General features: G+C 71.0%; 16 protein-coding genes. 11 read left to right on the forward strand and 5 right to left on the reverse strand.

The window, feature by feature from the left end; all coding sequences use genetic code 11:
- The first annotated feature begins 12 nt into the window (after positions 1-12).
- The 5 genes from ACIA8R_RS03790 (at position 13) to ACIA8R_RS03810 (ending at position 3345) form a co-directional block, all read left to right on the forward strand.
- A complete protein-coding gene (locus ACIA8R_RS03790) occupies positions 13-726 on the forward strand; it encodes a type II secretion system F family protein (RefSeq protein WP_364082734.1) in 714 nt (237 codons plus the stop codon).
- A gap of 163 nt (positions 727-889) precedes the next feature.
- Positions 890-1684: a type II secretion system F family protein gene (locus tag ACIA8R_RS03795; RefSeq protein ID WP_357692578.1), complete on the forward strand. Its 795-nt coding sequence runs from the start codon at positions 890-892 to the stop codon at positions 1682-1684.
- A 274-nt stretch (positions 1685-1958) separates the two neighbouring features.
- The gene (locus tag ACIA8R_RS03800; RefSeq protein WP_357692576.1) at positions 1959-2228 is read left to right on the forward strand and encodes a DUF4244 domain-containing protein; all 270 of its coding nucleotides are present in this window, start codon (positions 1959-1961) and stop codon (positions 2226-2228) included.
- Positions 2229-2320: 92 nt separating this feature from the next.
- Positions 2321-2605, forward strand: a complete 285-nt coding sequence (locus ACIA8R_RS03805; RefSeq protein ID WP_397036538.1) for a TadE family type IV pilus minor pilin — start codon at positions 2321-2323, stop codon at positions 2603-2605.
- A 356-nt stretch (positions 2606-2961) separates the two neighbouring features.
- The gene (locus ACIA8R_RS03810) at positions 2962-3345 is read left to right on the forward strand and encodes an Rv3654c family TadE-like protein (RefSeq protein ID WP_364082725.1); all 384 of its coding nucleotides are present in this window, start codon (positions 2962-2964) and stop codon (positions 3343-3345) included.
- 86 nt (positions 3346-3431) lie between these two features.
- On the opposite strand, the gene ACIA8R_RS03815 is transcribed toward ACIA8R_RS03810, so the two are convergent.
- Positions 3432-5771: a DEAD/DEAH box helicase gene (locus ACIA8R_RS03815; protein WP_397036372.1), complete on the reverse strand. Its 2340-nt coding sequence runs from the start codon at positions 5769-5771 to the stop codon at positions 3432-3434.
- 409 nt (positions 5772-6180) lie between these two features.
- Between ACIA8R_RS03815 and ACIA8R_RS03820 the strand changes: the two genes are divergently transcribed.
- The 6 genes from ACIA8R_RS03820 to ACIA8R_RS03845 all read left to right on the forward strand — a co-directional run bounded on the left by ACIA8R_RS03820 (position 6181) and on the right by ACIA8R_RS03845 (position 14677).
- On the forward strand, positions 6181-6531 hold the full coding sequence (locus tag ACIA8R_RS03820; protein ID WP_043629845.1) for an STAS domain-containing protein: 351 nt from the start codon (positions 6181-6183) through the stop codon (positions 6529-6531).
- A gap of 1 nt (position 6532) precedes the next feature.
- Positions 6533-6958, forward strand: coding sequence for an ATP-binding protein (locus tag ACIA8R_RS03825; RefSeq protein WP_357692567.1), 426 nt, complete (start codon positions 6533-6535; stop codon positions 6956-6958).
- A 473-nt stretch (positions 6959-7431) separates the two neighbouring features.
- Positions 7432-8367 carry a DUF2332 family protein gene (locus tag ACIA8R_RS03830; RefSeq protein ID WP_397036374.1) on the forward strand — a complete coding sequence of 312 codons (936 nt, stop codon included), beginning with the start codon at positions 7432-7434 and terminating at the stop codon, positions 8365-8367.
- A gap of 940 nt (positions 8368-9307) precedes the next feature.
- Entirely contained in the window at positions 9308-11620 is a 2313-nt protein-coding gene (locus tag ACIA8R_RS03835) for a sodium-translocating pyrophosphatase (protein ID WP_397036376.1), read from the forward strand.
- Between the two features lie 348 nt (positions 11621-11968).
- On the forward strand, positions 11969-12436 hold the full coding sequence (locus ACIA8R_RS03840) for a histidine phosphatase family protein (protein WP_364082712.1): 468 nt from the start codon (positions 11969-11971) through the stop codon (positions 12434-12436).
- A gap of 15 nt (positions 12437-12451) precedes the next feature.
- Positions 12452-14677 carry an FUSC family protein gene (locus tag ACIA8R_RS03845; protein ID WP_397036378.1) on the forward strand — a complete coding sequence of 742 codons (2226 nt, stop codon included), beginning with the start codon at positions 12452-12454 and terminating at the stop codon, positions 14675-14677.
- On the opposite strand, the gene serB is transcribed toward ACIA8R_RS03845, so the two are convergent.
- The 4 genes from serB to ACIA8R_RS03865 form a co-directional block, all read right to left on the reverse strand.
- Positions 14667-15884 (reverse strand): phosphoserine phosphatase SerB, encoded by a 1218-nt coding sequence (serB, locus tag ACIA8R_RS03850; protein ID WP_357692554.1) that lies wholly within the window; start codon positions 15882-15884, stop codon positions 14667-14669. The genes ACIA8R_RS03845 and serB overlap by 11 nt on opposite strands.
- Positions 15885-15964: 80 nt before the next feature.
- Positions 15965-16543 (reverse strand): hypothetical protein, encoded by a 579-nt coding sequence (locus ACIA8R_RS03855; RefSeq protein WP_357692551.1) that lies wholly within the window; start codon positions 16541-16543, stop codon positions 15965-15967.
- 95 nt (positions 16544-16638) lie between these two features.
- Positions 16639-17649: an S-adenosylmethionine:tRNA ribosyltransferase-isomerase gene (locus ACIA8R_RS03860; protein WP_397036380.1), complete on the reverse strand. Its 1011-nt coding sequence runs from the start codon at positions 17647-17649 to the stop codon at positions 16639-16641.
- On the reverse strand, positions 17646-18302 hold the full coding sequence (locus ACIA8R_RS03865) for an SDR family oxidoreductase (protein ID WP_364082705.1): 657 nt from the start codon (positions 18300-18302) through the stop codon (positions 17646-17648). Before ACIA8R_RS03865 ends, ACIA8R_RS03860 begins: the two co-directional genes overlap by 4 nt.
- Positions 18303-18378: the final 76 nt, after the last annotated feature.

Here is an 18378-nt window from a genome sequence, read left to right on the forward strand (position 1 = left end):
AGCCCCCGGACGATGACCGCCGCGCTCATCTCGGCCCTGTCCACAGCCTGTGCCCTCTGGTTGTGGACCGGCCCGACCACGCCCGCCCTCCGCCTGCGCGCGCTCCTGACCGCACCTCGTCGCCGACCCCCATGGTCGGGCCTGCTCCGAGCCACCCTCACCCGCCCCGGCCCCACCCGCCGCGCCGACGCCTGGCGCCGCGCCTCCATAGAGCTGTGCCAGTCGCTCTCGGCCGAGCTCGCCGCGGGCCGCACCCCGGGCGAAGCCCTGACCCGGGCCATCACAGCCGTCGACTTCCCCGACCCCGAAGCCCTGCGCCCTGCCCTGGCAGCGGCAAGAGACGGCGGCGACGTCTCCGCAGCCCTCACGGCAGCGGCCCCGGCTCAGGGCGGCGAGGGCCTCCGCCGCCTCGCTGCCTGCTGGGACGTCAGCATCACCGTGGGCGCAGGCATGTCCGCCCTGGTCGAACGAGTCGGCAACACGCTCCGCGCCGCCCAGACCCACCGCGCAGACGTCGCCGCCCAACTGGCCGGCCCTCGTACCACGGCGCGAATGCTCGCCGCCCTGCCGATCCTCGGCCTCCTGATGGCGGGAGCGCTCGACATGCACCCCCTGAACTTCCTGCTCGGCACCTTCCCCGGCCTGCTCTGCCTCCTGTCCGGCGCAGCCCTGGACGCCTGCGGCCTGTGGTGGACCCACCACATGGCCACCAAGGCCCACCCCTGACCCACCACCCGCGACCCCGCGTCCGCGACCCCGCGCCCGCGACCCCGCGCCCGCGACCCCGCGCCCGCGACCCCGCGCCCGCGACCCCGCCCCCGTGGCCGTCGCCCGCGGGGCGCCGGGCCGCATCCTTCCCGCACCCGAACCCCTGGAATTCCGCTGCCCGATGCTTCCCTTTCTGTCCGCCTTCTGCGTGGCCCTCGCCACCTGGTTGTGGTCAGCCCCACGCACCCCCGCAGACCGCCTCACCCGCCTCCTCCCTCCGCCCACCCCCTCAGCCCCGCCGTCCAGCCCCACCACCTCTGCGACGGACACCCCCACCCAGCCCGACTGGCTCGACAAGGACGCCCTCCACCGCCCCCCGGACCGCAGAACCATCACCACCGCCGCCATCACCGGCGTGATCACCGCCCTCCTGATCGGCGGTTTCGCAGGAATCGCGGTAGCCCTCCTGCTGACCCCCGCAACAGCCCTGATCCTGCACAGAAGGGAACCCCCTCACTCCCGCCAGGAACGCGAACAGATCACCGCCGACCTCCCCTTCGCCGCGGACCTGATGACCGCGTGCCTCCTCGCCGGACAACCGGTGACCGCCGCCACAGACCTGGCCGCGACCACGATCGGCGGCCCTCTCGGTCAGCGTTTGGCATGGGTGAGCAGCCAGCTCCGCCTGGGCGCCGACCCCGAACCGACCTGGGCAACCCTGACGAGGGACCCGGCCCTGAGCCGGCTGTCGAGAGCCATGAGCCGAGCCGCCCAGACCGGCGCCCCGCTGGCGGACGTCCTGACCCGCCTGGCCGACGACGCAAGGGACGCAGCCAGAGCCGCCTCACTGGCCGCCGCCCGGACCGTGGGCGTCAAAGCGGTGGCCCCTCTGGGCCTGTGCTTCCTTCCGGCCTTCGTCCTCCTGGGCATCATCCCGGTGATCGCCGGCCTCGCGTCCACCATCATCCTGCCGTGACCCTCGCCGGCGAACGGGCCGACAGGCCACCGAGCAGGGCCTTCGCCGCCCTCTCACGTCCGCAGCAGGACTTGTCCACAGCCCGAGGAGTCACCCCGTCGGCAATCCCCAGAACGCCGTTCGGCCAGACGGCGGCTGCGCCTTCTCGGCGAATCTTGGGCTCCTGCCGGACAAGACCCGGCTCCGATCACCTGGAGGCACGATGCAAAGTCCCGCCACCACGCCAGGCCCCCTCAGCCCCGCTCCACCCATCACGGCCTGCCCGGCTCCGTACATGGACAACGTCGAGACGGAAGGCACACAGTCTTCCTCCTCCTCGACCGCCGGCGGGCCGACCAGCTCCCGCAACACCCGATGGCGTCCCAGCAAGTGGATCGCCTGCGCCGTCGCGAACCGCGAGCGCGGCATGTCCACCGCCGAATACGCGGTAGGAACCATCGCGGCCTGTGCCTTCGCCGCCCTCCTCTTCAAGGTGGTCAGCAGCCCCGAAGTGCAGGAAATGCTGAAGTCCCTCATCGACCGAGCGCTCAAAACGACCGGATGACCCTGCCCCAGACGCGGAAGGCCACCACCGGGCAACGGTCGGCATCACGCGGCTCGGTGACGGCCGAGACCGCCGCCATGCTGCCCGCCCTCATGATCGTCCTGGCGGCCGCGCTCTGGGCCATACAAGCGGTGAACGTCCAACTGGAATGTGTAGACGCGGCCCGAGCGGCAGCGCGTGCCGCAGCCCGAGGTGAGCCGCTGGACCAGGTCCGCGACCTCGCCCGCTCAGCCACTCGCCCAGACGCACACGTAGAGATCGCCCGCGACGCAGAAATCACGAACGTAGAGATCGCAGTAGATGTACGACCAGCCTGGGGCACTTCCCTGCCGGCCATCCGTGTGTCGGCCTCGGCGACAGCCGCCACAGAACCATGACGTCACACAGTCGCCTGCCGAAAGGAGATCTGCCAGGAGGACATGAGCCCTCGTGTCCTCCTGGCAGTCGGGGGGCGAAATCTCCAACCCCTACGCCGTCTCCTACCCACAAGAGCAGCCGACAACTCCGCGACACGGCACGGAGATCGACATCAAGGAGCGAGAAGGCGCACCCCGAGGCGCGAAAACGCTTCGCCGCGCAGGCACCTTCTGGTGCGGAAGTGGACGCGCCGGCAGGGAAGCCACAAACGCGTGCCGAAAACTCATGGCAACCGGGGTTCGGCGCTTCTGGCGAATGCTGATGAATCGCCAGACCTGTCATGAACTCTCGCCAATCAATCACTCCAAGGACAAGGATGATCAAACACAAGGAACGAGGGTCGGCGACCTTATGGGGCGTGGCCCTCATGGGGCTTCTGATGGCGATTGCCGGCGGGCTGGCCTCCGTGGGGGCGGTTCGGGTGGCTCGCCATCGTGTTGACGGCGCGGCCGATCTGAGCGCCCTGGCCGCCGCCAGATCGGCGATCGTCGATCCCGAGGGCGCTTGCGGCAGGGCGTCCGCGTTGGCCAGAAGGAACGGCGTCCGCCTGGTCGCCTGTGAGATCACGGGAGAGGTCGCGGACGTCCGGACCTCTCTGTCGATCACCCTGCCGATCGCGGGAACGCACACCCTCACAGGCAGATCCCGTGCGGGGCCGGTCGAGATGTCGCCTGACGGGGGCGGACAGGCCCGCCGATGACAACGAGCCGAAGCATGGGCTACGCGTCGACCTGCGGCATATGTCGAAACCGGGACATGTCCCGCGTCGACGGAGGAGGGCGGGAGCTAAGCCGGAGGGCCAGGGGTGAGGAGGATGTCCAGGAGTTGGAGTGCGCCGCGTTTGTGCAGGGGCTCGTTGCCGTTGCCGCACTTCGGGGACTGGATGCAGGAGGGGCAGCCGCGTTCGCACTCGCAGGACGCGATCGCCTCGCGCGTGGCCGTCAGCCAGTCGGTGGCGCGCGCGTAGCCGCGTTCGGCGAAGCCGGCGCCGCCTTCGTGACCGTCGTACACGAAGACCGTGAGCAGGCCCGTGTCGGCGTGCAGTTCGGTGGAGACGCCGCCGATGTCCCATCGGTCACAGGTGGCGAACAGGGGGAGCAGGCCGATCGAGGCGTGCTCGGCGGCGTGTGCGGCACCGCCCAGGTCGATGTCCGCCGCCGCGAGCGGGGCCACCGCCGTGGCGGGCAGCGTCCACCAGACCGCGCGGGTGCGGAGGGTGCGGGGCGGCAGATCGAGGGGTTCGTCGCCGAGCATCTCGCCCGACTGCATACGTCTTTTCAGGTACGAGACCACCTGCCTGGTCACCTCCACCTCGCCGAAGTGCAGCGTTCCCGGGCCGAGGGGGCGGGAGCGCTGGGTGGCGAGGATGGAGATGTCGGTGATGTCGCGGGCGAACGTCGAATAGTCGGGGTTGGCGGCCTCGACCAGGGCGACTCCGGAGTCGAGGTCGAGGGTCTCCACCAGGAAGGTCTCGCCCTGGTGGAGGTAGACCGCGCCGGTGTGGACCGTGGTGTGGGCCGAGGGTTCGTCCACGCTGCCGAGCAGGCGGCCGGTCGACGACTCGACCACCTGGATCGGGGCGCCTCCGCCGCCTCTGATGTCGGCGAGGTCGGTGGCGCGTTCGCGGCGGGTCCAGAACCAGCCTGCCGGACGGCGTCTCAGCAGGTTCTGGGCGACCAGGTCGTCCAGGACATCGGGGGTGGTGGTGCCGAAGACGGGCAGATCGTCGTCGGTCAGCGGGATCTCGGCGGCGGCGGCGCACAGGTGGGGGCCCAGGACGTACGGGTTGTCCGGGTCCAGGACGATCGCCTCCACCGGCCGGCCGAACAGGGCCTGCGGATGGTGGACGAGGTAGGTGTCCAGGGGATCGTCCCTGGCGATGAGCACGGCGAGGGCGTCCTGGCCGTCGCGTCCGGCCCGGCCGGCCTGCTGCCAGAGGGAGGCGCGGGTGCCGGGCCAGCCGGCGATCAGTACGGCGTCCAGGCCCGAGACGTCCACACCGAGTTCGAGGGCGTTCGTGGTGGCCAGGCCCATGAGGGTGCCGGCGCGCAGGGCCTTCTCCAGGAGGCGGCGGTCTTCGGCGAGGTAGCCGGCGCGGTAGGCGGCGACCTTGTCGGGGAGGGCGGCGAGGTCCTCGACGTCGTCGGGGATGGCCCAGGTGAGAGGGCTCGGAGGTGTGGGGTGACGGAGGTCCTGGAGGGCATCGGGCCGGCCCGTCGCGTCGGCGCCCGGGTCGGCGACGCTGGTGGCGTTGGCAAGCGGGCCCATGGCGTCGGGAGCGGCGCTTCCGGAAGCGGGAGAGGAGCTGTGGGGGGTGGCCTCAGGGAAGCCGGAGGCGTCGGTCGGCGCGGTTTCGGAGGTGGCGGACGGAGGCCAGGGAGCGGTGACGGAGAAGGCCACGTCGGCCAGCTTGGCGCGGGCGGACAGGGCGACCGTCTCCGCGCCGCGGCGCGAACGTACGAAGGCGAGCGTCCGTACGTTCGCCAGGACGAGGTCCGCGAGGAGGTCGGCCGTCTCCGCGGTCGCCGTCCGGCGTACGGGAGCCCCTCCCTCGCCCCGCAGATCCGTCAGGGGCGGCTCCCAGAGGGCAATGGTGGTCGAACCCTTCGGCGAGGCGTCCGTGGTCACCTCGTCCATCTCAAGCCCCGTCAGCCTCATGGCGAACACGCCTGGCTCGCTCGCCGTGGCCGAGGCGAGCACGAACGTGGGGCGCGAGCCGTACCGGGCGCAGACGCGGCGCAGGCGGCGCAGGATCTGGGCCACGTGCGAGCCGAAGACGCCGCGGTATCCGTGGCACTCGTCCACGACCACCATGCGGAGACGGCGGAAGAACGAAGACCACTGCGCGTGGCGAGGCAGGACGCCACGGTGGAGCATGTCCGGATTCGTCAGGACGTAGTTGGCGTGCTGGCGGATCCACGTCCGTTCCTCGAAGGGGGTGTCACCGTCGAAGCAGGCGGCGCGCACCTGCGTGATGCGCAGCTCGCGCAGGCCGCGGAACTGGTCGGCGGCCAGGGCCTTGGTCGGCGTCAGGTACAGGACGGTGCCGCCGTCGAGGCAGGACGCGACCGCCGGAGTGAGGTACGCCAGGGACTTGCCCGAGGCCGTGCCCGTACTGATGATCACGTTTCGGCCACGGAAAGCCAGGTCGGCGGCCTCGTACTGGTGGGGCCAGAGTCCTGTGACTCCACGGTTCGCCAAGCGCGTAACGAGGACTTCCGGCGCCCAGTCGGGCCAACGGGCTTGACCCGCCTGACGTGCTGGAACATGCTCCACATGGGTAACACGCTCATGACGTGCGGGAACTCCGAGCAGGTGGGCGAGGAGTGGACCTGCTTGTTGTGGGGAGGATGGCGTGGAAGTCACTGTTTCCAGTCTTGCATCGATGGGCAAAGTCGCCGGGAATCGTGATTTCGTATAGACACAAGCCAGACGCGTGGTTGAATGCCGCGCGTCAGGGTCGGACAGTCTGGGGCCACGCTCCAGATTGCCAGGCCCGCAAGAGTACTTTCGCAGGCGAGGCGCTGGAGGATCTGTGGATCTGAAGTTGGATCACCGCACCGAAGACCGACTCACCATCGTGGAGGTCGAGGGTGAGATCGATGTCTACACGGCGCCGAGATTGCGTGAGCTCCTCATCGACCTGGTGAACAAGGGCAACTTCCACCTTCTGGTGAACATGGAGAAGGTCGACTTCCTCGACTCCACGGGGTTGGGAGTGCTCGTCGGAGGGCTCAAGAGGGTCCGGGCGCATGACGGCTCGCTTGAGCTGGTGTGCACCCAGGAGCGCATCCTCAAGATCTTCCGTATCACCGGTCTGACCAAGGTCTTCGGGATTTACGCTTCCGTCGACGAGGCCAAGGAAGCTCACGGCAAAGACAAGTAGCATGGCTACCGTCGAGCTGACGTTCAGCGCTCTCCCCGCGCATGTGCGGACCGCCCGGCTGGTGGCCACGGCGATCGCCCGTCGCACCGGCGTCGAGGAATCGCTGCTGGACGAAGTCAGGCTCGCCGTGGGTGAGGCATGTTCCCGGGCGGTCGAGGCGCATCGACTTCACTGTCCGGGCGAGCCCATCCGCATCGAGCTACGTGACGACTCCGGGCGTTTCGAGGTCACGGTCAGCGATCTGGCCCCCAGTGACGAGATCAAGCAGGAGCAGCCGCTCGATCTGGGCATGCTCTCTGACTCGTTCATGTCAGGCTTCGGCCTCGCCGTGATCACCGGTCTGGCCGATGACGTCGAGGTCTTCCCCAGCCCCAAGGGGACGAACATCCGGATGAGCTGGCCCGCCTCCAACGGGGCGGGTTCCTGACCTGACGGCGCTTGGATCGGTCCCTTGTTTTCTGAGGGTCGTGTTCGGGCTGGTCGGGTCTGGTTGAGGGCGATAGACGGGGATGAGGGGGTGTCCGGTTATGGCATGCCTTCCTCCCTGTCGGATCGCACCTTTCTTGTGCCCATGAGGACGCCGAGGTCCAGGCGTCCGGGGCTCTTTCGGCATGCCTTGGATGGCTTGGTGCGGTGGGAAGGCAGGGCGAAGAGCCCTCGCCGCGATGTTGGTGGGTGCCTCCGATCGGGGCCAGAAGCCCGCAGTCGGCACACCCGGTCGCCATGGGCTGCGGCGAGATGGCGGGCTCCCGTTTGGGGAGTCGTCACAGGTTGCCGGGGTCGGGCTGGGTGAAGGCCCGATGCGGCGCCCGAGGCTCGGGGTGACGAAGAGGGCCTGATGAATCCGTTCGAGAGCGCGGTCGGCTGGGTGTGGAAGGGGTTCGCTGCGATCATCGGGACATGACGACCGCAGCGATCTACGCAGACTTCGCCGCGCGTGAAGCGCACGGTGTGTCGCCCACGTACGAGCGGCTGGCATACGCGGTGACGCGGGATCTCGAGCTCCTGGCGTTGCTCGACGGGCTCCCGCCGGCCAAGCGGCAGCCGAACCTGCTGTTCGGCGTAGTTCGGCTGCTGGGTGGGCCGGTGGAGGATCCGGCCGAGTTCCACGATCACGCGGTGGCGAACTGGCCGGTGATCGAAGCGGAGATGCGTACCCGGACCACGCAGACGAACGAGGCCGGACGGTGTGCCGTCCTGCTGCCGGTGCTCAACGCGCTACCGCAGCCGCTCGCGCTGCTGGAGGTCGGCGCGTCCGCCGGGCTGTGCCTCTACCCCGACCGGTACGCCTACCGTTACGGCGATCACCTGGTCGGCGCCGGGGAGCCTGTCCTTGCCTGCGCGTCCACCGATATGGCGACGCCGACCGGTCTGCCGCAGGTGGTGTGGCGGGCCGGCCTGGATCTGAACCCGCTTGACGTGACCGTCCCCGCGGATCTCGCCTGGCTTGACGCCCTCATCTGGCCTGAACACGCGCATCGCCGCGCCAGGCTGCGGGCCGCGGCGGCCGTGGTCGCGGCCGACCCGCCGCTGCTCGTACGGGGCGATCTGGTGGACGACCTGTCGGCGCTGGCCGCGCAGTCCCCGCCCGATGCGACGCTGGTGGTGTTCCACAGCTCGGTGCTGTACCACGTGCCGATGCCGCGACGGGTGGCGTTCGCCGAGGCGGTACGCGGCCTACCCGGCCACTGGATCGCGAACGAGGCCCCGGACGTGCTGCCCTACGACAAGCTCCCGACGCCGCCGGGCGAGGCGCTGTACAACGTCCTCGCGCTGGACGGGAGGCCGCTCGCCTGGACCCGATCGCACGGCCAGGCGATCACCTGGTTCACGTGATGCGCAGGGACGGGTTGACGTCCAGCTCAACGGCCTCGAGTGTGATCGGGCGTGATGCTGCGGAGGCTCAGTGCGCCGCAGACCGCTTGGGTGTGTAGGGATCTGGGGCCTCGCCTGATGTGAAGGCATGGCGCTGGGGCTCGACGGGGGAGGTTCGTGGTGGTATTCGACGTGGTTCTGGCGAGCCGGGCGGTCCTGGAATTTCCCGGGTGTCGGGGTGCTGGTCCGTGATATCTGGCGGCTTGGGCTCCTTTGACGCGGCCTGAGGGGGTAGCGTGTCTGCGCTCCGGGATTCTTGATCGTCTCAGGGTGCCTGTGGAAGATGGCCCATAGTTGTCCACAGCCTGTGGATAGGCGGGGGATAGCTGGCCGAGTCACTTGGCCGGCGCCGGGGTGTATGGCATGAACCCCTGAAACCGGTGGCATGGTGGCCGGCGTCAGGTCTCGAAACCGGCGTCGGGAAGCGGGCCGGCGTCGGGGAGGGGGGCCGGCGTAGGAGCTTCGGATCGGCGTCGAGGCTTGCGTAGCTTCCCGGTGGCGTAAGGCCATCGAGGAGGCCGGCGCGGGTGGTGCCGCACGGCTGTGTTTCGGGTGGGAGTGCGGGGCGGGGTGGGGTGTCGGCGTGTCGCTGGGTTAAATCTGGGTTTCGGGCGGTCCGATTTGGGGGCTTGTCATGCCCGTAAACGCGAGGAAATTTCGCCTGTCAGATCACAAACCGGCCTGCTGTCAGGGGATTACTGAACGGTCGCGCAAATAGCCGCCCCGAGAGCCTTCATATCCGTTCAGTGCCTGCGTAGACTCCCGGCACCGGCCAAGGTGATCCGGCGGAACCGCGGATTCAACCGGAAGCGGCACCCACAACCCGGATGGTGCCGCACCCGCCCGCCGAGAAATCCGCAGCACCGTTCGGGCAGGACGACCGGTCTTGCCGAGGAGAACGATGAGCAGGCACATGCTGGCATTGGAGCCAGCGCCCAATCTGTCCCTGAGCGGTAACAATCTCACCATCGTGATCGTGGTCGCCGCGGTCGCGCTGATCGCGCTAGCCGTCGCCGGCGGTCTCGTACGCGAGGTGCTGTCCGCCGGCCAGGGCACCGAACGCATGCAGAACATCGCGCGAGCCGTGCAGGAGGGCGCGGCTGCCTATCTCACGCGCCAATTCCGCACACTGGCGATCTTCGTGATCGTCATTCCCTTCCTGTTGCTCTTGCTGCCGGGCGAAATGGACGTACGCGTCGGTCGCTCGATCTTCTTCGTGGTCGGTGCGGTGTTCTCCGCATTGACCGGATTCATGGGCATGTGGTTGGCGGTGCGCGGAAACGTGCGTGTCGCCGCCGCGGCCAACGAGTCGGGCGAGAAGCGCGCCATGCGCGTCGCGTTCCGTACCGGCGGCGTCGCCGGAATGTTCACCGTCGGCCTCGGGCTGCTCGGTGCGGCCGTGGTCGTCTTCATCTACCAGGGCGAGGCGCCCCACGTTCTCGAAGGGTTCGGGTTCGGGGCGGCGCTGCTGGCGATGTTCATGCGAGTCGGCGGCGGCATCTTCACCAAGGCCGCCGACGTCGGCGCCGACCTGGTGGGCAAGGTCGAGCAGGGCATCCCCGAGGACGACCCGCGCAACGCCGCGACGATCGCCGACAACGTCGGTGACAACGTCGGCGACTGCGCGGGCATGGCGGCCGACCTGTTCGAGTCGTACGCGGTCATGCTGGTCGCCAGCCTCATCCTGGGCAAGGTGGCCTTCGGTGAGCAGGGTCTGATCTTCCCGCTGATCGTGCCCATGATCGGCGTGCTCACCGCGATCATCGGCATCTTCGTCACGGGGATGCGCGACCGCGACCGCAGCGGCATGGCGGCGATCAACCGCAGCTTCTTCATCTCGGCCGCCATCTCGGCGGTGCTGGTCGCCGCGGCGGCCTTCTGGTATCTGCCCAGCAGCTTCAGCGCCCTGTCGGGCTCGACCGTCACGTCGGACGCCGACCCACGCCTGATCGCGGTGGGCGCGGTGCTGATCGGGCTGGTGCTGGCCAGCGCGATCCAGCTGCTGACCGGCTACTTCACCGAGACCAACCGGCGTCCGGTGCGCGAGATCGGCGAGAGCTCGGCCACCGGCCCGGCCACCGTCATCCTGGCCGGCATCAGCGTCGGCCTGGAGTCGGCCGTCTACTCGGCGCTGATCATCGGCGGCGCGGTCTACGGGGCGTTCCTGCTCGGGTTCGGGAACGTCACGATCGCGCTGTTCGCGGTGGCCCTGGCCGGCACCGGCCTGCTGACCACGGTCGGCGTCATCGTCTCCATGGACACCTTCGGCCCGGTCTCCGACAACGCCCAGGGCATCGCCGAGATGTCGGGCGACGTCGAGGGCGAGGGCGCGCGGGTGCTCACCAGCCTCGACGCCGTCGGCAACACCACCAAGGCCATCACCAAGGGCATCGCCATCGCCACGGCCGTGCTCGCGGCGACGGCGTTGTTCGGCGCGTTCCGTACGGCGGTGGAGGACCAGCTCTCCAGGGCCGGCCAGGACATCAAGGACGCGCTGGGCGCCTTCTCGACCTTCAGCCTCAGCATCGACCAGCCCAACGTCCTGGTGGGTCTGATCGTCGGCGCCGCGGTGGTGTTCCTGTTCTCCGGCCTGGCGATCTCGGCGGTCGGCCGCGCGGCCATGCGGGTGGTCTTCGAGGTACGCGACCAGTTCCGCAACAAGCCGGGCATCATGGACGGCACCGAGAAGCCCGAGTACGGCCGCGTCGTGGACATCTGCACCCGCGACTCGCTCCGCGAGCTGGCCACGCCCGGCCTGCTGGCGGTGATGACCCCGATCGCGGTCGGGTTCGCGCTCGGCTATGCGCCGCTCGGCGCGTTCCTGGCCGGCGCGATCGCCTGCGGCACCCTGATGGCCGTCTTCCTGGCCAACTCCGGTGGCGCGTGGGACAACGCCAAGAAGCTGGTCGAGGACGGGCACCACGGCGGCAAGGGCTCCGAGGCCCACGCCGCGACGGTCATCGGCGACACGGTCGGCGACCCGTTCAAGGACACCGCGGGGCCGGCCATCAACCCGTTGATCAAGGTGATGAACCTGGTCGCGCTGCTGGTCGCGCCGTCCGTCGTCCTGTACGCGGGCAACGCCGCGTTGCGGATCGGCATCACGGTGGTGGCGGTGGCGGTGGTCGTCGTGGCCATCATCGTCTCCAAGCGCAGGTCGGTGACGAGCGAGCCGGCCAACAACGACCGCGAGCACGAGCCCGTGGCGTCGTAGCCGTCGCTTCACGAGACGCCCGCTCCGGCATCGGGGCGGGCGTCTTCGCGTGTGGGGGAATCCAGGGGATGGCTCCGGGCACAGGGCCACGCGACGCTTTCGCGAGTGGCGAGTGGCGAGTGGCGAGTGGCGAGGGGCGAGTGGCGAGGGGCGAGGGGCGAGGCGGGGGTTCTCGGGGGTTGGGGGTTCCCGGGCGGGTGAGGGTGGGGGTGCGGTGGGAAACTGGGCGGGTGGAAGACGACAACCGGCCCTCGGGGGGCAAGACGCTGGTCCTGATCCTGCTGGCGATGCTGGCCATCCTGGCCGTGATCGTCGGGCTCGGGATCTGGGCGTCGAGGGGATGACGTGATGCGGACCCTGATACTGCTCCGCCATGCCAAGGCCGCGCAGGTGCCCGGTCTCGCCGACCGCGAACGTCCGCTGACCGAGCGCGGCGAGCGGGACGCCGGTCGCGCCGGCGACGAGATCAGGGCGGCCGGGCTGAGCCCCGACGCGGTGCTCTGCTCGCCCGCGCTGCGGACCAGGCGTACGGCCGAGCTGGCCTTTCCGGGCATGGAGATCAGCTACGAGCGCGACATCTACCAGGCTTATCCGGAGGAACTGCTCGAACTGGTCCACAGGACCGACCCCGAGCTGGGCACGGTCGTGTTGTGCGGGCACAATCCCGCAGTGCACGAGCTGGCCCTGCAACTGGGCGGCGGCGACTACGGCTTCCGGCCGGGGGCGTTCGCGGTGATCCAGGTGGAGGCCGCGTGGGTAGACCTGTGGCCGGGGGAGGGACGCCTGGTCACCCACTGGGATCCCAAGGAGCACTGACCGGGGGCGACGCCTATGCGGGGGGCCGCCAGAGCGCTGCGTGACGGCTTCTCGCTGCCCGCGCGTCCCCCCTGGGGCTACGGGCTGCTGTGCGGGCTCGCGGTGGCGGGGCCGCTGCTGGCCGGGGTGCTGGCGGGGCGGCCGCAGTCGGGGGCCTTCCTGGCTCTCGGGGCGTACCTGACGGCGTTCGGGGACACGTACGGGCAGCCGTACGCGGCGCGGGCGCGGTTCATGGCCATCAAGATCGTGCTGATCGCGGCCGGGTGCTGGCTGGGCCTGTTCCTGGCGGACCGGCCCTGGTGGGCGGTGCTGGCGCTCGGGCTGGCCGCGGCGGCGGGCGCAAGGTGGCGTACGGTGGGCACGCCGCCCGCGTTCGCCCTGGTCACCGGGTTCTACCTGGCGGTGCCCGCGGGCTTCGGGCCGCCCGAGCTGATGGTGCTCGGCGGCCTCCTGTACGCCGTGCTGGCCCTGGCCCTGTGGCCGCTGCGCCGGTTCGACCCGCTGACGACGGCGCTGGACGAGGCCGTCCAGGCGACGGCCGGGCTGCTCGACGGGCTGGCCGGCGACGACCGGGACGATCGCGACGACCGGGACGGCCGGGACGGCTGGGACGACCTCAGGGAACGCGCGTCCAAGGCCCTGGGCGCCGCGGCCACGGCGTCGGCGGCGTTCGAGACCATGGACGCGACCGGCAGGTCCGCCGACGCGTACGTGAAGGCGCTGGTCCGCATCTTCCACGAGACGGTGGCGCTGCGCGCCCTGCGCGCGGCGGCCCCGGACGAGCAGGACGGGATCGACGACGTGGCCACGACGCTGGCCGCGGACCTGCGGGTGGCCGCGGACGGGCGGCGGGCCGGGGCGGTGGAGGCGCTGGCCGTCACCGCCGACTACGCCGAGCGCCTGGCCGCGCGCGAGCCCGCCGGCGACCCGGCGACGCTGCGTAGCGGCGCGGTGCTCGGGCAGGCCCGGCGCTGCCTCGACCGGATCGCGCTGGGAGTGCGCACGGTGGGCTCCCTGGCCGCCCACCACACGCCTCCGGCAGGCCGCGGCGTCCTGCCCGGCCTGACCTGGAAACGCACGGCGGGCCGTGGGGTGCCGACCTGGAAACACGCGGCGGGCCGTGGGGTGCCGACCTGGAAACACGCGGCGGGTCGCGGGGTGCTGACCGGGAAACGTACGGCGGACCGCGGCGGACTGCCGGGGAAGCAGCCGGGGATGGCGTGGAAGCCGGCGCCTGGAGGCTCGGGGCCCGAGCATGCCGGGCGGTTGGGGATCACCGCCGCCGTGGCGATGGCGTTGATGCTGGGGGTGCACGAGCAGTACGGCAAATGGTTCGTGTTCACCGTGCTGCTGGCGGTGCGGCCCACCTACGGGGACACGGTCGAGCGGGTGGTGCTGCGGGTGGCGGGCACCGTGGCGGGCGCGGCGGGGGCGGCGCTGATCCTGGCGGCGGTGCCGGGGCCGTACACGATCGTGGGGACGGTGCTGGTGTTCGGCACGCTCGGGTTCGCGCTGCGCGAGGTGAGCTACGGCTACTGGTCGGTCTTCGCGACGCCGCTGGCCATGATGCTCACCGACTTCTCGACCCGGCTCGACTGGGAGGCGGCGGGGATCAGGCTGGCGCTCACCGCGGGCGGCGGCGTGCTGGCGCTGGTGGCGGCGCGGCTGCTGTGGCCGCGCGGCCAGGCCGGACGGCTGCGCGGCCTGTCCGCCGAACTGCTGCGCGAGCACGGCCACCTCATCCGCACGCTGGCCGAACGCGACCTGGACCGGCTGCCCGACCGTACGGAGTCCGCCGGGACGGCGTCCGACCGGCTGCGCGAGTCGCTGGACAAACTGGACAAGGAGCCGGGCGGCAGCGCGCCGGCCGAGCTGCGCGCCGCGCTGACGCTGGCCAGGAAGCTCAGGGACGACGCGATCCTGCTCGGCGCCGTGCTGCGCGGGGCCGAGCCGGGTTCGGACGCCACAGCGGGCGTCCTGGACGCGGTGGCCGACCGGCTGGACGCCGTGGGGCAGGCCGTACGGGAGCGGGAGCCGCCGCCCGCGGCCGACGCCTTCGAGTCGGAGCTCGACGACGTGGCGCGGGAGGTCAGCTCACTGATGGAGGAGGCGGTGGCGGGCGAGGGCACGGCGGTGCGCAGGCGGCTGCGGCACGCGGTGACCGCCCACCCGGCGCTCAGGTCGCTCTGCAAGGACGCGCTCGACCTGGCCGCCGAGGTCACCGCCCGGTTCAGGACGTGAGCACGCCGTCCTCGGCGTCGGCGGCCTCGACCTCGTCCCTGGAGATGCCCAGCAGGTAGAGGATCGAGTCGAGGTAGGGCGTGTTGACCGCGGTGTCGGCCGCCTGCCGGACGACGGGCTTGGCGTTGAAGGCGATGCCCAGCCCGGCCGCGGCGATCATGTCGAGGTCGTTGGCGCCGTCGCCGATGGCCACCGTCTGGGAGATGGGCAGCTTGGCCTCCCGGGCGAACCGCTCCAAGGCGCGGGCCTTGCCCGGACGGTCGACGATCTCGCCGACGACGCGGCCGGTCAGCTTCCCGTCGATGACCTCCAGGACGTTCGCCGCCGAGTAGTCGATGCCCAGCTCCTCGACCAGGGCGTCGGTGATCTGGGTGAAGCCGCCGCTGACGATGGCGAAGCGGTAGTCGAGGCGCTTGAGCGTACGGACGAGGGTGCGGGCGCCGGGCGTGAGCACGACCTCCTGGCGCACCTGCTCGAAGACCTCGGCGGGCAGCCCTTCGAGCAGCGCGACCCGGCGGCGCAGCGACTCGGCGAAGTCGAGCTCGCCGCGCATGGCCTGCTCGGTGACCCTGGCGACCTCGTCGAGGCAGCCGGCGTGCGCGGCCAGCAGCTCGATGACCTCGCCCTGGATGAGGGTGGAGTCGACGTCCATGACGATGAGCCGCTTGGCCCGGCGGGACAGGCCGGTGCGCTGGACGGCGACGTCGACCTCCTGGGCGGCGGCCTCGGCGGCCAGCTCGACGCGCAGGGCGGTCGGGTTGGCGCCGGAGACCGACAGCTCGATGCAGGTGACGGGCCACTGGGCGAGGCGTTCGATGCGATCGATGTTGGCGCCGGCGGCGGCGATGCGGCCGGCGATGCCCGCGATGGCGGCGGGCTGGAGGGTGGCGCCCAGCACGCTGACCGACAGGCGGCCGCGGCGACGCTGTTCCTTGGTCTGGGAGCCGGTGGAGAGCTCGACCTCCATGCCGAGGTCTTCCGCCACCCGCTCGACGGCGGTCCACATCGCGCCGAGGGTGGTGCCCGTGCCGGTGGACGGGCCGCCGGCGTACGCGACGAGCACGCCGAGCGTGAGTCTGCCGCGGATGACGACCTGTTCGATGTCCGCGACCGTCACCGGGAACCCGGACAGCACGGAGAAGAGCCTGGAGGTGACACCGGGCCGGTCGGGGCCGGTCAGGGTGATCAGGAGGGTGCGCTGGTCCACATCCAGCCACGGTACTGCGCCCGGTCCCGTGCCCGCGCAGCAGGCTCGCCATTCGGACACGGGCGCAGCGGTCGCGAGGACTAGCGGACGATCCTGGTCTTCGCGGTCTTGGCGTAGCCGCGCTCGGGGATGCCGAGGCGCTCAAGCTCCTCCTGGGCCAGCGACCACGTGCCCTTCTCCTGGTCCCACATACCCTGCTGGACGTCGTACGTGATCACGCCGAGGGTCGCCTTCTGCGTGCCCGCGGCGCTCTTCTTCAGCTTCGCGTAGAAGTCCAGACGGACCCAGTCGTCCTTCTCCAGGACGTAGGGGACGCTGCAGTACAGGGCGCGGCCGTCGAGGGCGCAGATGGTGCCCTTGGGGGCGTTGTAGCGGATCTTCCGGAGGTCCACGCCCTTCGGGAACTGGCCGCCCACGAACCAGGCGTCGGCCGAGTACGGGCCGGTGTTGGTCGCCTTGAGGCTGTACTTGATCAGGCCGCCCGCCTTGGCCGTCTTGGACGCCTTCAGGTTGATGTCGAAGACCGCGAACGGGTCGTCGGCGACCTTGGCGGTGTGGGCGGCGGTGGCCGTCGTGGTGGCGGAGGCGGGCACCGCCGGAACAATCAGCGCACCGGCCAGCAAAGCCAGCGAGGCGACCTTAGTGAGGGAGTTGCGCATTACGTCTCCGGTGAGGAAGTGGCACGGGGACGCACACGAACAAGCCCCCGTAAATGTCGGCTGTTCCTATCACGAGGGCAAAATCCGTGTAAAGCTTATTTATCCAGAATCAAGTGCGTGTCGCCAAACTCGTGCCACAGATATCCCTTCCGCAGCGCCTCTTCGTACGCGCGCGCCAGCGCTTTCTCGCCCGCGATCGCCGTCAGCATGAGCAGGTGACTGGATCGCGGCTCGTGCAGCCCGGTGATGAGCCCGGTGACCGCCCGTACGCCGGAGGCCGGGGTGACGACGTGCCGGGTCCAGCCGGAGGAGGCGCTGACCTGGCCGTCCGGGCCCACGGCGGTCTCCAGGGCCCGGACGACGGTCGTGCCCGCGGCGATCACCCGGCCGCCGTTCAGCCGGGTCAGGTTCACCAGGCGGGCGGTGGCGGCGGGCACCTCGTACCGTTCGGCGTAGGGACGCTCGTCCTTCTCGGGCGAGGCCACGCCGGTGTGCAGCGTGACGGGCGCGATCGTCACGCCCCGCGAGACCAGCGCGGTGACCAGCTCGGGGGTGAACGGCCGGGCCGCGCTCGGCATCTCCGCGCTGCCCGGCACGGTGGCGAACACGGTCTGGTAGGCGTCGATGGGCCAGTCGGCCGGCACGTACGAGTAGCGGATCGGCCGGCCGTGCTCGCGCAGGTACGGCAGCACGTCCCGGTCCAGCCGCGCCCGCCACAACCGCGGCGTCTGCCGTTCGATCAGCCGCAGCGTGGCCTGGCCCGGCAGCGGCAGCCACTCGCCCGGCTCGCCGCCCCCGTACGGCTCGGACGCCTTGGCGGTCCTGCGGCGCAGCTCGACCAGCCAGGTGCCGTCCTCGCGGGCGGTCGAGAAGTGCACCGCGAGCCGGTCGAGCCGGACCGCCGCGGGCAACGTCGCCGAGTTGTTGACCACGATCAGGTCGCCGGGGTCGAGCAGTCCGGGCAGGTCGCCGAACCGGTGGTGGACGGGCTCGGCCTCGCCGCGCGAGACCATCAGGCGCACCGCGTCCCTGGCCAGCCCGCGCGCCTCGGGCGGCTCGTGGGCCGACAGGTCGGCGGGCAGCGCGAAGTCCAGCAGCGCCGTCATTGCAGGCTCACCTTCCCGCTGGCCGGCCGGGAGCCGACCAGGTCGCGCAGGGCCGCGGCCACCTTGGCGGGGTCGGCGGCCGACGACGCCTCCTGCTCCCCGACGGCGTCGGCGAGCATGCGGGTGTTCATCTCGCCGGGATCGACCCACCAGACCCGTACGGCGGGCTCCTCGGCGGACAGCACGTTCGACAGCTGCTCCAGGGCGGCCTTGGTCGCGCCGTAGCCGCCCCAGCCCTCATAGGCGCCCGTGGCGGCGTCGGAGGTGATGTTGACCACGGCCCCGCCCGCCGCGCGCAGGGCCGGCAGCGTGGCCTGGACCAGCGCGAGCGGCGCGGTCACGTTCGTCTCCAGCAGGACCCGGAACGCCTCCAGCGGGTAGCCCGCCAGCGGCGGCAGCGGGGTCGTCCCGAGGTCGCCGGCGTTGTTGACCAGGAGGTCCAGCTCGGGCGCGGCCTGTCCCAGCCGGGCGACGTGCTCGGGGTCGGTCACGTCGCCGGGGATCGCGGTGGCGCCCAGCTCGTCCGCGACCCGGCGCAGCTCGTCCGCGCCGCGGGCGGTGAGCACGAGGTTCCAGCCCGCCTCCGCCAGGGACCTCGCCAGGGCGAGGCCGAGACCACGGGAGGCGCCGGTGATGAGAGCGGTGTTCGTCATGCCCTCGACGCTAGGATCGGCGCGCCGCGCGGGCATCGGGCGCAGGGCCCGCTTCGCCTGGGCACATCGTCCTAGG

Source organism: Nonomuraea sp. NPDC051191 (assembly GCF_044455665.1).
In the GTDB taxonomy this organism is placed as follows: Bacteria; Actinomycetota; Actinomycetes; order Streptosporangiales; family Streptosporangiaceae; genus Nonomuraea.

Bases quoted from the DNA above. Each gene is read 5' to 3' on its own strand.
- ACIA8R_RS03790 (WP_364082734.1), top strand. From the start codon at position 13: ATGACCGCCGCGCTCATCTCGGCCCTGTCCACAGCCTGTGCCCTCTGG.
- ACIA8R_RS03795 (WP_357692578.1), top strand. From the start codon at position 890: ATGCTTCCCTTTCTGTCCGCCTTCTGCGTGGCCCTCGCCACCTGGTTG.
- ACIA8R_RS03800 (WP_357692576.1), top strand. From the start codon at position 1,959: ATGGACAACGTCGAGACGGAAGGCACACAGTCTTCCTCCTCCTCGACC.
- ACIA8R_RS03805 (WP_397036538.1), top strand. From the start codon at position 2,321: ATGATCGTCCTGGCGGCCGCGCTCTGGGCCATACAAGCGGTGAACGTC.
- ACIA8R_RS03810 (WP_364082725.1), top strand. From the start codon at position 2,962: ATGATCAAACACAAGGAACGAGGGTCGGCGACCTTATGGGGCGTGGCC.
- ACIA8R_RS03825 (WP_357692567.1), top strand. From the start codon at position 6,533: ATGGCTACCGTCGAGCTGACGTTCAGCGCTCTCCCCGCGCATGTGCGG.
- ACIA8R_RS03830 (WP_397036374.1), top strand. From the start codon at position 7,432: ATGACGACCGCAGCGATCTACGCAGACTTCGCCGCGCGTGAAGCGCAC.
- ACIA8R_RS03835 (WP_397036376.1), top strand. From the start codon at position 9,308: ATGAGCAGGCACATGCTGGCATTGGAGCCAGCGCCCAATCTGTCCCTG.
- ACIA8R_RS03840 (WP_364082712.1), top strand. From the start codon at position 11,969: ATGCGGACCCTGATACTGCTCCGCCATGCCAAGGCCGCGCAGGTGCCC.
- ACIA8R_RS03845 (WP_397036378.1), top strand. From the start codon at position 12,452: ATGCGGGGGGCCGCCAGAGCGCTGCGTGACGGCTTCTCGCTGCCCGCG.
- ACIA8R_RS03855 (WP_357692551.1), bottom strand. From the start codon at position 16,543: ATGCGCAACTCCCTCACTAAGGTCGCCTCGCTGGCTTTGCTGGCCGGT.
- ACIA8R_RS03860 (WP_397036380.1), bottom strand. From the start codon at position 17,649: ATGACGGCGCTGCTGGACTTCGCGCTGCCCGCCGACCTGTCGGCCCAC.
- ACIA8R_RS03865 (WP_364082705.1), bottom strand. From the start codon at position 18,302: ATGACGAACACCGCTCTCATCACCGGCGCCTCCCGTGGTCTCGGCCTC.